This is a genomic window from Pseudomonas sp. ASL8 (genome assembly GCF_056680355.1).
Map to the genome: position 1 here is coordinate 5288906 of NZ_CM155278.1, position 15056 is coordinate 5303961.

The 15056-nt window shown below is 57.2% G+C and carries 15 protein-coding genes; 8 read left to right on the forward strand and 7 right to left on the reverse strand.

What is annotated here, in order from left to right; translation table 11 throughout:
- Positions 1-45 precede the first annotated feature (45 nt).
- The 3 genes from AC1MEA_RS24205 to hutC form a co-directional block, all read right to left on the reverse strand.
- Positions 46-1185, reverse strand: a complete 1140-nt coding sequence (locus AC1MEA_RS24205) for an acyl-CoA dehydrogenase family protein (protein WP_480417601.1) — start codon at positions 1183-1185, stop codon at positions 46-48.
- Positions 1175-2365: a CaiB/BaiF CoA transferase family protein gene (locus tag AC1MEA_RS24210; protein WP_480417602.1), complete on the reverse strand. Its 1191-nt coding sequence runs from the start codon at positions 2363-2365 to the stop codon at positions 1175-1177. Before AC1MEA_RS24210 ends, AC1MEA_RS24205 begins: the two co-directional genes overlap by 11 nt.
- A 343-nt stretch (positions 2366-2708) precedes the next feature.
- Entirely contained in the window at positions 2709-3458 is a 750-nt protein-coding gene (gene hutC / locus AC1MEA_RS24215; protein WP_480417603.1) for a histidine utilization repressor, read from the reverse strand.
- Positions 3459-3597: 139 nt separating this feature from the next.
- Here hutC and AC1MEA_RS24220 point away from each other — a divergent pair, with 139 nt between their 5' ends.
- Both AC1MEA_RS24220 and AC1MEA_RS24225 read left to right on the forward strand, forming a co-directional pair.
- Positions 3598-4575, forward strand: coding sequence for a class I SAM-dependent methyltransferase (locus AC1MEA_RS24220; RefSeq protein WP_480417604.1), 978 nt, complete (start codon positions 3598-3600; stop codon positions 4573-4575).
- Positions 4576-4687: 112 nt separating this feature from the next.
- Entirely contained in the window at positions 4688-5617 is a 930-nt protein-coding gene (locus AC1MEA_RS24225) for an AEC family transporter (protein ID WP_480417605.1), read from the forward strand.
- 20 nt (positions 5618-5637) lie between these two features.
- Here AC1MEA_RS24225 and mnmH read toward each other — a convergent pair whose 3' ends face one another.
- Both mnmH and selD read right to left on the reverse strand, forming a co-directional pair.
- Positions 5638-6744 carry a tRNA 2-selenouridine(34) synthase MnmH gene (gene mnmH / locus AC1MEA_RS24230; RefSeq protein WP_480417606.1) on the reverse strand — a complete coding sequence of 369 codons (1107 nt, stop codon included), beginning with the start codon at positions 6742-6744 and terminating at the stop codon, positions 5638-5640.
- Positions 6744-7778: a selenide, water dikinase SelD gene (gene selD / locus AC1MEA_RS24235; RefSeq protein WP_480417607.1), complete on the reverse strand. Its 1035-nt coding sequence runs from the start codon at positions 7776-7778 to the stop codon at positions 6744-6746. The genes mnmH and selD overlap by 1 nt, the downstream gene beginning before the upstream one ends.
- Before the next feature lie 381 nt (positions 7779-8159).
- Between selD and AC1MEA_RS24240 the strand changes: the two genes are divergently transcribed.
- Complete coding sequence (locus tag AC1MEA_RS24240; protein WP_480417608.1) at positions 8160-9725, forward strand: methyl-accepting chemotaxis protein; 1566 nt, start codon at positions 8160-8162, stop codon at positions 9723-9725.
- A 145-nt stretch (positions 9726-9870) separates the two neighbouring features.
- Here the strand turns inward: AC1MEA_RS24240 and AC1MEA_RS24245 are convergent, their stop codons facing one another.
- Positions 9871-10890 carry a branched-chain amino acid aminotransferase gene (locus AC1MEA_RS24245; protein WP_219060857.1) on the reverse strand — a complete coding sequence of 340 codons (1020 nt, stop codon included), beginning with the start codon at positions 10888-10890 and terminating at the stop codon, positions 9871-9873.
- A gap of 253 nt (positions 10891-11143) precedes the next feature.
- Complete coding sequence (locus AC1MEA_RS24250; protein WP_480417609.1) at positions 11144-11647, reverse strand: Hcp family type VI secretion system effector; 504 nt, start codon at positions 11645-11647, stop codon at positions 11144-11146.
- Positions 11648-11927: 280 nt separating this feature from the next.
- Here AC1MEA_RS24250 and atpD point away from each other — a divergent pair, with 280 nt between their 5' ends.
- From atpD to AC1MEA_RS24275, 5 genes are read left to right on the forward strand one after another with little or no spacing between them, the layout of a single operon-like run.
- Positions 11928-13367: a F0F1 ATP synthase subunit beta gene (atpD, locus tag AC1MEA_RS24255; RefSeq protein ID WP_480417610.1), complete on the forward strand. Its 1440-nt coding sequence runs from the start codon at positions 11928-11930 to the stop codon at positions 13365-13367.
- Positions 13342-13746: a F0F1 ATP synthase subunit epsilon gene (locus AC1MEA_RS24260; RefSeq protein ID WP_480417611.1), complete on the forward strand. Its 405-nt coding sequence runs from the start codon at positions 13342-13344 to the stop codon at positions 13744-13746. Before atpD ends, AC1MEA_RS24260 begins: the two co-directional genes overlap by 26 nt.
- Complete coding sequence (locus AC1MEA_RS24265; protein ID WP_480417612.1) at positions 13739-14074, forward strand: AtpZ/AtpI family protein; 336 nt, start codon at positions 13739-13741, stop codon at positions 14072-14074. Before AC1MEA_RS24260 ends, AC1MEA_RS24265 begins: the two co-directional genes overlap by 8 nt.
- Complete coding sequence (locus AC1MEA_RS24270; RefSeq protein WP_219060684.1) at positions 14067-14366, forward strand: ATP synthase subunit I; 300 nt, start codon at positions 14067-14069, stop codon at positions 14364-14366. Before AC1MEA_RS24265 ends, AC1MEA_RS24270 begins: the two co-directional genes overlap by 8 nt.
- On the forward strand, positions 14356-15051 hold the full coding sequence (locus tag AC1MEA_RS24275) for a F0F1 ATP synthase subunit A (RefSeq protein WP_219060683.1): 696 nt from the start codon (positions 14356-14358) through the stop codon (positions 15049-15051). The genes AC1MEA_RS24270 and AC1MEA_RS24275 overlap by 11 nt, the downstream gene beginning before the upstream one ends.
- Positions 15052-15056: the final 5 nt, after the last annotated feature.

Consider the following 15056-nt stretch of genomic DNA (forward strand, 5'->3'; position numbering starts at 1 on the left):
TCAATTGAAACCGAGCGGCTTTTGCCTAGGCTAACAAATCGCGGCTCATCGGGCTTCGAGCAAACCTCTGGAGATGATAATTTTCTGTACTTCAGAGGTGCCCTCGAAGATGCGCAGGATTCGTGCATCTCGCACGTAACGCTCCAGTGGCAGATCACGGATGTAGCCGTAACCGCCGTGTAGCTGAAGCGCGGCATCGGTGATAAAGCCTGCCGATTCGGCCGCCACCAGTTTGGCGGTGGCTGAGTCAAGGCTGAAGCGCTCACCACTGTCGCGTCGCACGGCGGCTTTCCAGGTGAGCATCCGGGCGCCTTCCAGCTGAGCATACATCTCGGCCAGGCGCCATTGAGTCCCCTGATAAGCGGCCAGCGGTTTGGGGCCTATCTGCCGTTCGCGGACCCAGTCCAGGCTGCATTGCATAGCTGCATTGGCGATACCCAGCGACATGGCGGCCACCTCGACCCGACCGCGGTCAAGCACCGCCATGGCTGTGTTGAAACCCTGCCCTTCAGTCCCAAGTAACGCCGATTCCGGCAGCCAGCAGTCCAGTGCCAATTCGTAAATGGTGCTGCCGCGCAGCCCCATGGTTTTTTCCGGACTGGAAAAGCTGATACCGGCAGTGCCCTGCGGAATCACGAAGGCGCTGATGCCTTTGTGCCCGACCTCGGCGTCGGTTTTCGCGTAGAGCACAATGAAGCCAGCTTCGCGCGCATTGGTGATGTAATGCTTGCTCCCATGTAATCGCCAGCCGCCCTCCTCCCGCTGCGCCCGGCAGCGCATGTCCGCCGGATTCGAGCCTGCGGTAGGCTCGGTCAAGGCAAAGGCGCCCAGCAGTTCACCACTGGCCGCCCGGGGCAGCCACTCCTGTTTCTGCGCTTCAGTACCGCCAATCAAGATCGAGTCGGTGGCCAAAAAATGTGCCGTAAGCGCAGAAGCCGTCGAAGCACATGCGCCCGCTACCGCCTCAACCACACGACTCATCGCCAGGCTACCAATGCCCAGGCCGCCATAGTGCTCAGGCAGGTTGACGCCCATGCAGCCCAGCTCGGCGAGGGCCTGCAAACTCTCGGCGCAGAAGGTTTCAGTCTCATCGTAATGTTTGGCTCGCGGCGCAATGACTTCACGTGCAACGTGCTCAACGCTGTCGATCACCGCCAACTCGGTCTGATCCAATTCAAAGTTCATGCTTGATCTCCTGCTTGCGTTTAATCGGGTCCGCCAGCCCGAATGCCTGACTGTCTGCGCCCAATCGAGGCGCCAGCGTCGTGGCATGAGGTTTCTGACCATTGAAAAACACCGGCTGAGGAACCAGCGGTAACGCCGAGCCTTCAGGGTAAATCTGCAATTGGCGGACCTGGGCCTGCTCACTGGCAGCCGCTTGAGCAAGGTTCCATACCGGCGACGCGGGAACACCCGCATCGAGCAGCGCGTCACAGAGCTGCTCGACCTTGTAGCTCGCGGTCCAGCCTTCGATTTCGCCGCGCAAGGCTGGCTCGTTCCGGGTGCGTTGATCGTCATCGACGAAACGTGGATCACTCGCCAGTCCAGCGTTGCCCATGCACTCACACAGCCGCTGGAACAAACGATTGCTGGCCACCGCAATAACCACCAGGCCATCGGCCGCACGGTACGTATCGAACGGCGTCGACACCGGGTGACGATTGCCCACCAGGCCCGGCGCGACACCGTTGGCGAAAAGATTGGACAGGCCGGTCATCTGCAGACTGAACAGCACATCGAACATGGCAACGTCGATGTACTGCGCGCCAGGCGCATGCCGTTCGCGAGCGAACAGCGCAGAGCTGATCGCCCAGGCGGCATAGACGCCAGCACACAAATCGCCAATCGCCTCACCGCTGCGGGTCGGGCCTGTTTCGGGAAAACCGGTCACGCTCATCAGACCCGACAAGGCCTGGGCAACGATGTCGTAGGCCGGTCGCCGCGAGAACGGACCGTCCTGACCGAAACCGGAAATACTCGCGTAGATCAATCGCGGGTTGTACTGCTTCAAGGTGTCGAAATCGATACCGAGTCGCTGGGTCACCCCCGGACGGAAGTTCTCCACTACCACGTCTGCGTCAGCCACCAGCTCATAAAATCGTTCGCGGTCGGACTCGGACTTGAAGTCGATTTCGACACTCCGCTTACCGCGATTGATCAAGCCGAAATACACGCTTTCACCCTCGCGAAAAGGCCCCAGGTGTCGACTGTCATCACCGTGCACAGGCACTTCGAACTTGATTACATCGGCGCCCAGGTCCGCCAACAGAGCAGTGCAGTGCGGGCCGGCGAGCACCCGACTGAGATCCAGGACGCGTACGCCCTGAAGCTGTTGGGTGAAGGGAGTGACGGGGCTATCAGTCATGTGGAGTTCCTTCATCGGGCATCACAAGCAGGTGGGGCCGGAGAAAGTCACTTAAGCCTCATACCAGCCTGTACATACAAGCTAATGCAAGTGAAGGGCCAATCGTTTTTTCTGGCTGAGTCAACGCATCCAGAATTTAATAAAAACTCCATTTTTTCAGATATTTAACTATTTAATTAATCAGACCATGCGGAATCATGATCCTGTTGTTGACTAAGAATCTGCCGCAATTCTGTACCAAACAGCACCATCACGTAACATGACCGCACCAAAAAGTAACGCAGGTAACACCTGCCAAAACCGATGAGCGACCCGCTGAATGACGCTCATTGATCGGGAGAAATCAGTGACCGAACTTGCCTTCGAGTCGATACCGCGAGCCGGGATACACCAGCCGCGCACTGCCTACCTGCCCCTTGGCCGACCAGGTGCGTCGACGGATCAACAGGCACGGTTCGTTGCGCTTGATGTGCAGCAGTCGACACTCGGCAGACTTGGCATGGATGGCCTCGACCACATGCTCCCCTTCCGTTAGCGGCGCCAGTTGAATGAGGTAGGCATAAGGGGTGACTTTGGTGAAGTCCTGCTGCAAATATTCAGGCGCAATCTGTGCATTGACGAAGCGCTCCTCGATTTGCACCGGCACCTCATTCTCGTAGTGCACCACCAGCGAATGGAATAGCCGCGTTACCCCTTCCAGAGCAAACGGCAGCGCAACACTGGCCTTGGCCGGCAGCTCTTCAAGGGTGATCACTTCACAGCGGTGAACATGACCGCGAGCAGAAATCTCTTCAGCGATATTGTGGATTTCAAACAATGCGGCGTGCCCTTTGGGCTCGGCGACAAAGGTGCCAACACCCTGGACACGCACCAGCAACCCTTCAATGGTCAGCTCGCGCAGGGCGCGGTTGATGGTCATGCGACTGACGCCCAGCAGGCTTAGCAACTCACTTTCGGAGGGCAGTTTCGAGTTCGGCAGCCATGCTCCCGAGCGAATCCGCTGAACGATAACCTGCTTAACCCGGGCATACAGCGGGGAAGGACTCTCGCTCGATAAGGATTCAAGGGATGGGGCGTCAACAGACTTGGACACAGCGACTCCTGTTCATAAGGATGCTTCAACGAGCACAGCCACTTAGTCTACCCGCCAGCGCAGGATCATAGAATAAACGCCACCAACCCCCCGGCGATTACGCTTAAACTGCGCGCTTTCGAATGACTGATAGCCCGCGATGAATTCCGAAGCCCTCTCTATCCTGCAACAGCATTTAATCTCCGCTTTAAGTGCAGCACCTGACGAAGCTCGCCGCCTGTTTCACGGCAGAGGGCTACGCTGGCCGGGGCTTGAAGAAGTGACCGTTGACTGGTTGCAGGGCGTGCTGTTGGTGTCGCTGTACAAGCAACCGGATGAAGCCGGGTTGGCTGCCCTGAAGCACATGCTTCTGGCCCTGAGCCAGTCACCCGCCTGGCTGCACCGCCAGGCGCATACCCTGTTATTGCAGCACCGCTACCTTCAAGACAGCACAACCGAATGGTTGCTGGGGGAGACCGTTGATAACGGCGTTGTCACCGAGAACGGCCTGCATTTCAAACTGGACTTTGGCAGAAACCAGAACACCGGACTGTTCCTGGATATGCGCTATGGTCGCCGCTGGGTTCAAGCTCAGGCACACGGCAAACGGGTGCTGAATCTGTTCGCATATACCTGTGGTTTTTCTGTCGCCGCCATTGCCGGGGGCGCCGAGCATGTGGTGAATCTCGACATGGCCAAGGCCGCACTGAGCCGAGGGCGAGATAATCACCGCCTTAATCAGCATGACTTGAGCCGAGTGAGCTTTTTAGGGCATGACTTGTTCAAATCCTGGGCGAGAGTAAAAAGAGACGGCCCCTACGACCTGATCATCGTCGACCCGCCTTCGTTTCAGAAAGGCAGCTTTGTGCTGACCAAGGATTACCAAAAAATCCTCCGCCGCCTGCCTGACTTGCTCAACCCACAAGGTCTTGTACTGGCGTGCATCAATGACCCTGCCATCGGCCCGGACTTTTTAATCGACAGCGCCGCTGTCGAGGCGCCTGACCTGATTTTTCAGCAGCGCCTGAAAAATCCGCCCGAGTTTGCCGACGTCCACCCTGAGGGCGGATTGAAGGCGTTGATCTTCTCGTTGAATAGCGACTTTGTGGCCGGGCGAGGGTCCGCTCTGCTGCCCTGAAACCGTTGATACAGAGAGATTGCAGGCCACGAGCTCATCAATAAAGATTGGACGCTAACGATTTCCGACTTTAACCTTGCCGGCTTGTTAGCCGTTCAAAGGGCCGGGGTCGATGTCTTCTGTATTGAATGTATTGCTGCCGATCTTCGCCCTGATCCTCATTGGCTTTGTATGTCGACGCACCCAGCGCCTGGGCCCGAATGCGGCCTCGGAAATCAACCGCATGGTGGTCTGGCTGTGTCTGCCCGCGCTGTTGTTCACCGCAACCGCCACCGCGACCTGGGAGCAAATCTGGCACCCGGGGTTTGTGCTCGCGTTTACAGGCAGTACCCTCGCGATGTTCGTACTGACCCTGTTACTGCGCTGGAAAAAAAGTGGCCACTTCGCCGATGCCAGCATTGATGCACTCAGCGCGTCCTATGCCAATACCGGCTATATCGGCATACCGCTGTGCATCATGGTGCTGGGGCCTGAGGGTCTTGAACCGGCCCTGATTGCGTCCTTGCTGGTGGTCTGTGTGTTGTTCGGACTGGCGCTGGTGTGCATCGAGATTGGTTTACAGAGCGAGCGTCGGGTGCATCGCATCGTGCTCAAGGTGCTGCTCGCGCTGGCTAAAAATCCCTTGGTGGTCTCGCCGATTCTGGGCGCCTGCTGGGCCTATACCGGCGCACCGCTGCCAGGGCCACTTGAAAAATTCTTGAGCCTGCTCGGCGCGGCAACCACACCGTGTGCATTGATTTCACTCGGGCTGTTTCTTGCCCAGAAACAGCAAGGCCCACGGCAAGGCGCAACCATGCTGGTGCTGATAAAGCTGATCGCGCATCCACTGCTGACCTGGTTTCTGGTGTTCCGCGTATTCCACCTGCCACCGTTGTGGGCCAATTCAGCCCTATTGCTCAGCGCACTTCCCACAGGCACCGGGCCGTTCATGTTGGCCGAATACTACCGGCGCGAGGCGTCAGTGGTTTCAAGCACAATTCTGATCTCGACCCTTGGCTCATTGGTGACACTGTCGATCTGCCTGTACGTCATCAAAGGATGACGCACAGCCGAGTGCAGTACTCAGTCGAGGCGGCGGCCACGGTCTCTCAGGTACTCAAGCACCGCCGCATGATCGCCGGAAAATTCGATTCGCGGCCCTTTGCTGTCTCTCTGGTAGGCATACATAGGGTCGTAATACTCACTCAGCATCCCGATGATCCAGTCCCGGTGCAGATCGACTGCGCCGGACTTTTCCTGCTCGATCAGTGCACTGTCCATGATCAAGGCCAGGCGCTGGTAGCGCTCTCCGCCGAGACGTTTGACGATGCCTGACAAACTCTGGCGCAGGTGCGCAGCAAAGACGCCAAAGCCCTGCTCGATGCCATGAACGTCGATGAACTCGGCACACAAATCGATCACATAATCTTTAAGGATTCGCTCGACCCGGTCCTCGAAGCGCTCCTCAAGCCAGACCAGCGGGTACTTCTGCATGCCCTGGAACAACGTCAGCGGGATCGCGCGGCTGCCGACAACACGCCCCTCGTCCTCGAGGACGAACTGATTGATGCCACCAGCCCGCTTCTTGAGGATGTCGATCGCCAAGGCATTTTCGAAACTGATCTGCGCCGGTTGTGGCGTCGCATGCTTGCCGAAACTGGAGCCGCGGTGATTTGCGTGCCCCTCTAGATCAAGCGCATTGGCCAGTTGTGTCAGTACTTCGGTCTTGCCCGAGCCTGTCAGCCCACCTACCAGCACAAAGTTGCACTCGGTTACCGCGCTATCAGTAACCTCGATCAGGTACGTGCGCAGTGCCTTGTAACCACCGATGACCCGTGGGTACTCGATCCCGGCCTCGTTCTTGAGCCATTGCTGGGTCAGTTGCGAGCGTAATCCTCCCCGGAAGCAATACAGGTAGCCCTGAGGTTGGGAACGGGCAAAGTCCACCCAGGCCTCGATGCGCTCTTGTTTGATCTGGCCGGACACCAACTGATGGCCCAGCTCAATGGCCGCCTGCTGCCCTTGCTGCTTGTAGCAGGTACCCACTTTCTCCCGTTCCAGATCGTTCATCAGTGGCCGATTGCACGCCAGGGGAAAAGCACCCTTGTCGAATTCGACCGGGGCACGAACGTCCATCAAGGGGCGGTCGTTGAGAAAAATGTCGCGGTAGTCGGTGCTGTTTTGACGCATCAGAACACCTCAACCGCGTGACGCTGTCGACCCACGAATTCGCCGATTACTGACAGTTCCAGGCCGAGTTCAGAGGACAGTGCGAGGAAATTCGCTTGCTCCCCCTCCTCGACGGCAACCAACAGACCGCCACTGGTTTGCGGATCACACAGCAGCAACTTCTGCATCTGTGTCAGTGCGGTGATGCGCTCGCCGTAACTGTCGAAATTACGGTGGGTTCCACCCGGGACGCAGCCCTGCTCAAGATAGAAATCGACACTGGCCAGACGCGGCACGGCGGCAAAATCGAGGCGCGCTGTCAGCTGGCTACCGTCGGCCATTTCCACCAAATGGCCGAGCAGGCCAAAACCGGTGACATCGGTCATCGCCTTGACCCCCTGCAGCTTCCCGAAACGGCTACCCGGCTTATTCAGTGCACACATCATGTCGCGCGCCACCCCTTGATCCTCTGCGCGCAACACACCCTTCTTCTCGGCCGTGGTGAGAATACCGATGCCCAACGGCTTGGTCAGATAGAGCTTGCAGCCTTCGGTCGCGGTGTCATTGCGCTTCATGAAACGCTTCTCGACCAATCCCGTCACTGCCAGACCAAAAATAGGCTCCGGCGTATCGATCGAATGCCCACCCGCCAGCGGGATGCCCGCAGCATCACAGGCTGCACGCCCGCCGCGAATCACTTCACGGGCAACTTCCGGCGCCAGCACATTGACCGGCCAGCCCAGAATCGCAATCGCCATCAACGGATCACCGCCCATGGCGTAGATATCGCTGATGGCATTAGTGGCCGCAATCCGCCCGAAATCGTACGGATCATCCACGATAGGCATGAAGAAGTCGGTGGTCGACACCACACCGCGCTCCTCATCGATGGCGTACACCGCCGCGTCGTCGCGCGATGCATTGCCAACCCAGAGCTTTGGATCAAGGTTCTGTGCACCACTGCCGGCCAGAATCACCTCCAGCACCTGTGGAGAGATCTTGCAGCCGCAACCTGCACCGTGACTGTACTGGGTAAGGCGAATCGGCGAGCTCATCTGTGCACCTCTGAATATCAAGTGCCCCGATTCTAACAGAGCGGCCAAGCGAGGTAGGCGCTTACATTCCTCCCACACTGTATATTGGCCAAAATTCAAGTTTGAGCTTTTCTCTGAAGAAAAAGTTCAACACCCTCCTGACGGCCTTGATGCCTTATTGTAAAAATACTCAGCCGGATAAACAATACCGGCACGAAAGTATCAAATAGCCATCTTTGAAAGTCGATGCGCCTCCAGAGCTTTTTGTTGAATGCCTAACTACAGCTGACCGCCACGGCGCAGTTACAGGTATGTACTCAGCACGAGTATTCGTTAGGGGATCACTCTGAAAGCGTGTAGCTTTACACTATTACAGACCCATATTTTTTGGACACACTGCCCGTGCGAACTGCCCGCTCCATCACTGCCGTAGAGCAGATATTTCCTGTTCAACAACGCCTTATTTCAGCAACTGATACCAGCGGAAAAATCACTTATTGCAATAGCGAATTCGCCCAGATAAGCGGTTACTCTCAAGCAGAGCTGATCGGTAGCCCTCACAACCTGGTGCGCCACCCCGATATGCCTCCTGCTGTTTTTGCGCTGATGTGGCGTTATTTGAAAGCGGGAAAAAGCTGGATGGGCGTTGTAAAAAATCGCTGTAAGAACGGAGATTTTTATTGGGTCAGCGCGTACGTAACCCCTATTCTTGAAGAGGGTAAGTTAGTCGGTTATGAGTCCGTCAGGGTCAAGCCGACACGGCAGCAGATAGACCGCGCACATCGGTTGTATGAGCGGTTGCGAGCCGGTAAAAATGCCGTTTCAAAAAAACATCACCTGGCGGCTTTTACCGGTCAAATGCTTGTCCCCGCGAGCGCCGCCGTTCTCGCTATTGGCGCCGCTAATTACCTGCCCAGTCCGATAGCCCACGCCGTGACCGTCGGGTTATTTTTAATCGTTGGTGCATGGTCATATAAACGGATCGGGCATCAACTAAAGCACATCATTGAAAGCGCCCCTGACGCGTTTACAGACCCGGTGAGCGCGCTCACCTATAGCGACGCATATGGTCCGTCGGCGCAGCTGGAGATGATATTGATCAGTGAAGACGCCCGGCTCAAGACCGCCCTCACGCGCCTGAGCGATCTCGCGGCCCAAGTGTCCGAGGCGGCTGCACATTCCTCACTGCTTTCCAGCCAGACTGAACAGGCTTTGCTTGAGCAAAGAGCCGAAACTGACATGACGGCCGCCGCCATGACTCAAATGGCTGCGTCGATCAACGAGGTGTCCAGTCATGTGCAACACACCGCACATGAGGCACAAACAGCACATGAACTGGCTCAACGGGCTGACGAAGTGGCCGGGACGTCCAGAGAAGCCATTCAACTGCTGGCAAGCACTGTGACCAACATCAGCAACGCCGTGGATAACCTGGCCAACGAAACCCAGCAGATCATGAGCGCTGCCGGGATGATTCAATCCATTGCCGATCAAACCAACCTGCTTGCCCTCAACGCCGCCATTGAAGCGGCCAGAGCGGGTGAACAGGGTCGGGGCTTTGCAGTAGTCGCCGATGAGGTCCGCGCCCTGGCCGGCAAAACCCGCGAATCAACCCAGCAAATTCAACGCGTCATTGAAACCCTGAAAAAGGGTGCCGATGAGGCTGTCAGCATCGCCAGGTTGGGCATCAACGAGGCTGACCACGGTGTTCTGCAGGTCATTGAGGCGCAAGAGGCGCTCCAGGGCATCCGTGAGGCCGTTGAGCGCATCAGCAGCATGAGCCATCAAATGGCAGCGGCTTCAGAAGAGCAAGCCCATGTCGCTGAAGACATAGCCCGGCAAATCAACAATGTCGCAGGGACCGTTGAGAAAACAGCGAGCAATGCACAGGCAGCCGTGATGCGTGGCAACGAACTGGAAAGTACATCTCGTGGTTTGCGCGCGCTGGTTGAACGGTTTAACAGGTGACCCGTTGCAGGAACACCGTGTGTGGGAGAGGTCTATAAAATGACCTCGTCCTTTGCAGGCCTCACTGTCCGGCGATAAATGCCGGTGCTCATCCACCTTTTTTAGCCGGGTGGATGAGCCAATACAGTGTATGCCGGGCCTGTTATCAGACTTTCACGATCCAGCCTTCTGGCGCTTCGATATCGCCTGTTTGCACGCCCGTGAGTTCGTTATAGAGCCGTTGAGTCACGGGCCCTACTTCTTCTTCACTGTAGAACACGTGTAACTTATCCTGGTATTCGATACCGCCAATCGGTGTAATCACCGCAGCCGTACCGCAGGCGCCAGCTTCCTTGAACTCATCAATGCGGTCGATAAACACATCGCCCTCGATAACTTTCAGGCCCAGGCGAGTCTGCGCCAGCTCGATCAACGACAAGCGGGTAATGCCTGGCAATACCGAAGGCGACTTCGGTGTAATGAACTCATCATTGCGCGTAATTGCAAAGAAGTTAGCGGAACCCACTTCTTCGATCTTCGAATGCGTTTGAGGGTCGAGGTAGATGCAATCGGCAAAGTGGCGCTTCTTGGCTTCTGCGCCGGGCATCAGGCTCGCAGCATAGTTACCGCCCACCTTGGCAGCCCCCGTACCATTGGGTGCTGCACGGTCATAGCTGGAAATCACAAAGTTATTGGGTTTCAAGCCGCCTTTGAAGTAGGCGCCCACCGGCATGCAGAAGATCGAGAAAATGAACTCCGGTGCAGTACGCACGCCAATGTTATCGCCCACCCCGATGATGAATGGACGCAGGTACAGCGCTCCGCCTGTGCCATAGGGCGGGATGAATCGCTCGTTGGCACGCACGACTTGCTTGCAGGCTTCAATGAAGACATCCGAAGGGACAGGAGGCATCAGCAACCTGGCACAACTGCGCTGCATACGTAGCGCGTTCTGGTCTGGCCGGAACAGATTGATCGACCCGTCCTTGCAGCGATACGCCTTGAGCCCTTCGAAGCACTGCTGGCCGTAGTGAAGGGCTGTCGAGCCCTCGCTGATGTGCAACACGTTGTCTTCTGTCAGGGTGCCTTCCTGCCAGGCACCGTTGCGCCAGTAAGACAAATAGCGCAGATCTGTCTTGATGTAATCGAATCCCAGCTTGTCCCACTTTATGCTTTCGTAACCCATGACACCCTCGATCATTTAACAACGCCTGAACACCCCAGGCTTCTGACATCGTGCTGATGCGAACAACAATACTTTATTCACGCACTTATCGCAGCCTGAACGAAAATACTCTTGTTTTCTTACCGCCTGTCGGGAGGCCTAATTCAAGTCTGACCAAACGCAAGCCGCTCGAACGTTAAGTGACGTCGACCTGGTCGCCAGCACACGCCGTGACGTGCCAGCCATTGACCGCACTCAATAGAGACTTCTCCAGTCAACCGCTTTTGACCCGTGCGTTCGCGGCCAGGTCCCAGGTCGATGCGGCAGCCCTCTGCTCTGTTCCATCGTCTTTCTGGGCGGTAATCTCCCATTTGATCCTGATAAAGTTCAGCGACAACGTTTCGACCGGCTTACCCCCTGCACCACCGCTGACACTGACGCTGGATATCAACACATCAGTCAAGGTGTAGACGATAAGAGGCATGAGTTGCCCGCTATTGTCTGACGCGTTGCGCCCCACGCTGATTTTGACCTCTGGGATCGGCTTGCCAGCGCAGCAGTATTCGTTAAGGCTTGGGCTAGAGGAGTCGAGGAACTTGGTGACAGTGAAATCAGCAATGTATGGCCTGCCAGAGGTTCGTTCAGCGCTGCTTACATTGTTGGTCACTTGCATGGCCACGTTATGACTGTAGGACATGACCTCGATTTTGTCGGTGTAACCTTCCAGTAGGCAGTCACCTTTGATCGTGCCCCCCAGATCCATAATGATCACATCCATCGTGTGTCTTCCTTGCACGGCTTAAAGAGATGAAAAATCTGCCAGGTCGTGGCAGGCCAGGTGATGCAATAGCCATTGTCACCGTTGTAACAGGTGCCCGATGGATATTTTTTGCCTGATCCTTGATCAGGGTCTATGCACCCCGGATTTATTGGCGCCAATATAGGCCCTTACTGGATTATCTGGTGAATTGCGCGCGCGGCAAAAATGCCCGACGCAGCCTTTCAGAATGAAATTTCCCGGTGCCCTACTCGGCTGACAATGGAAATAAGGGGCTCGCATGACAAGCAATGCCTGCTTATCGAACACAGGCGTGGTTGCTTCGGTGCGCGGCAGCGTCGTTGATATCCGCTTCGAAGCCCATCTGCCTCCAATCCATTCCCTGCTGCACACTGGGACGGAAGGCAAAATCATCATTGAGGTGATGGAGCAACTGGATGCTCAGCGTGTACGCGGCATCGCCCTGACACCGACACAAGGTCTCGCCCGCGGCATGCAGGTCGTGGACAGCGGTGGGCCCTTGCTTGCGCCTGTAGGCAAGGAAATTCTGTCACGCATGTTCGACGTCTTTGGCAATGCCATCGACCGTCTGCCAGCGCCTCAGGTTGGCTGGCGCAGCGTCCATCGCGCGCCACCTTCACTGGCCAATCGTTCGACCAAAACCGAAGTATTCGCGACGGGGATCAAGGTCATTGATGTGTTGATGCCACTGGAGCGTGGTGGCAAGGCCGGGCTGTTCGGTGGGGCCGGCGTCGGCAAGACGGTGCTGTTGACCGAGATGATTCACAACATGGTGGGGCAGACCGAAGGCGTCAGCATCTTTTGCGGCATCGGAGAGCGCTGCCGCGAAGGCGAGGAGCTCTACCGCGACATGAAGGCGGCAGGCGTTCTGGAGAACATGGTGATGATCTTCGGACAGATGAACGAACCTCCGGGCGCGCGTTTTCGGGTCGGCCACGCGGCCTTGACCATGGCCGAGTATTTCCGCGACGACGAGCACCGTGACGTGTTGTTGCTGGTCGATAACATTTTTCGTTTTATCCAGGCGGGCATGGAGATTTCCGGGCTGATGGGCCAGATGCCCTCGCGTCTTGGGTATCAGCCGACCATGGGCACCGAACTGTCGCAACTGGAAGAGCGCATCGCCAACACCGATACCGGCGCCATCACCTCGATTCAGGCGGTCTATGTGCCGGCAGACGACTTTACCGACCCCGCCGCCGTGCATACCTTTTCTCACCTCTCCGCCTCCATCGTGCTGTCTCGCAAACGGGCCAGTGAGGGTTTGTACCCGGCCATCGACCCGCTGCTGTCGAACTCGAAAATGGCCACGCCTGGAGTCATCGGCGAGCGGCACTATGCGCTGGCGCAGGAGATCCGCCGCACACTGGCGCAATACGCCGACCTGAGAGACATCATTGCCATGCTCGGTCTGGAACAGCTGTCGACCGAGGACCGCAAGGTGGTTGCCCGTGCCCGGCGGCTGGAACGCTTCCTCACCCAGCCGTTTTTCACCACCGAGCAATTTACCGGTCTTGCGGGCAAGTGGGTCAGCCTCGAGGACGCGCTGGACGGCTGCGAGCGCATTCTGCGCGATGAGTTCATGGACGTCCCGGAAAGTGCCCTGTACATGATCGGGAGCATTGACGAGGCGCTGGGCAAAACCAGGCCCGAGCCTGCAACGGAGGCTGAAGATGCCGTCAACCCACATGAAACTTAAAATTCTGCTGCCCTTCAAGGTCTTCGCCGAGAAGGTCGATGTACTGCGTATTGTCGCCGAGTCCCGCAACGGCTCTTTCGGCCTGTTGCCCCAACGGCTGGACTGTGTGGCAGCTCTTGCGCCGGGCATTCTCATTTACGAAACTGTAACTGAGGGCGAAGTGTGTGTGGCGGTCGATGAGGGGGTATTGGTCAAAACCGGGAGCGATGTCCTCATTTCCGTACGTAACGCCATTGGCGGCACTGATTTGGGGGAACTGCACAAGGCTGTCGAGCAGGAGTTCCTCAATCTGGATGAGCAGGAGCGCAGTGTACGTTCGGTCCTGGCGAAGCTGGAGGGCGGTTTCATTACCCGTTTCGCGGCCATGCATCATGAGTGATCGCGAAGAAAAGAAGCCCGCCAAGGGCAAGCCGTTCAGCGAGCAGATCGGTGTTAAAGCAGCGCGCAAGCTCAAGGCGCAGCGCCAGGTTAATCAAACGGTCTGGTCCGGTCTTGGCATGATGGGCCTGATCGGCTGGTCGGTGACCCTCCCGACGCTGCTTGGCGCAGCGCTGGGTTTTTGGCTGGATAAGCACTATCCAGGCGGCCACTCGTGGACACTTGCGCTGCTGGCCCTGGGGCTAGGCCTCGGTTGCTTCAATGCATGGCATTGGGTCGCCAAAGAAGGTCGGGAAATTCGCGATCAGGAGTCTGATAAGGATGAGTGACATGTTGAGTCTGGTCCCGGCATTCGCAGTGGGCGTTGTGCTTGGTGCGTTCTTTTTCGGTGGCCTTTGGTGGACGGTTCGTCAGGCAGCGTCATCGCGTTGGGCAGCACTCTGGTTTTTCGCCAGCCTGCTCCTGCGAACCGGCGTCGTGCTGGTCGGTTTCTATTTTGCCTGCGGCGGTGACTGGCAGCGCTGGCTGGTCGCGTTGCTCGGGTTTACCGTGGCACGGTTTTTCGTTACACGACTGACTCGACCAGCCCTGCGTTTCACGGAGGACCGCCATGCACCTTAGCCCGGACGACATCATTTACTGGCAATACGGTTTTTTCAAGATCAACGCCACTATCGCCTTCACATGGGCGCTGATGCTGTTCCTCGCGCTGGGTTCAAAACTGGTGACCCGCCGACTGTCTCGTGGACTGGAGCGCAGCGGCTGGCAGAATCTGCTGGAAATCGTCGTCACCGGCATTACCACGCAGCTAGGTGAGGTTGGCCTCATCCAGCCACGCAAATACCTTGGGTTTGTCGGGACGCTGTTTCTGTTTGTGGCGAGTGCCACTTTATTTACGATAGTGCCCGGGTACGAGCCACCCACCGGATCGCTGTCGACGACAACCGCGCTGGCAATCTGCGTGTTTATCGCTGTGCCCCTGTTTGGCATCGCCGATTGCGGTTTGGGCGAGTACTTGCGCGCTTACACGAAGCCAACCTTCATCATGCTGCCCTTTAACATCGTCAGCGAACTCTCGCGCACCCTGGCACTGGCCGCCCGTCTGTTCGGCAACATGATGAGCGGCACGATGATTCTCGCCATCCTGCTAACCATCACCCCCTTCCTCTTTCCCATTGCCCTCAGTGCGCTTGGGTTATTGACCGGCATGGTCCAGGCCTACATTTTCAGCATTCTGGCAGCGGTTTACATCGCGGCAGCGACACGATCACGCTCGCCAGAACCCGTCCCCGACTCGACAACTTGAACCCA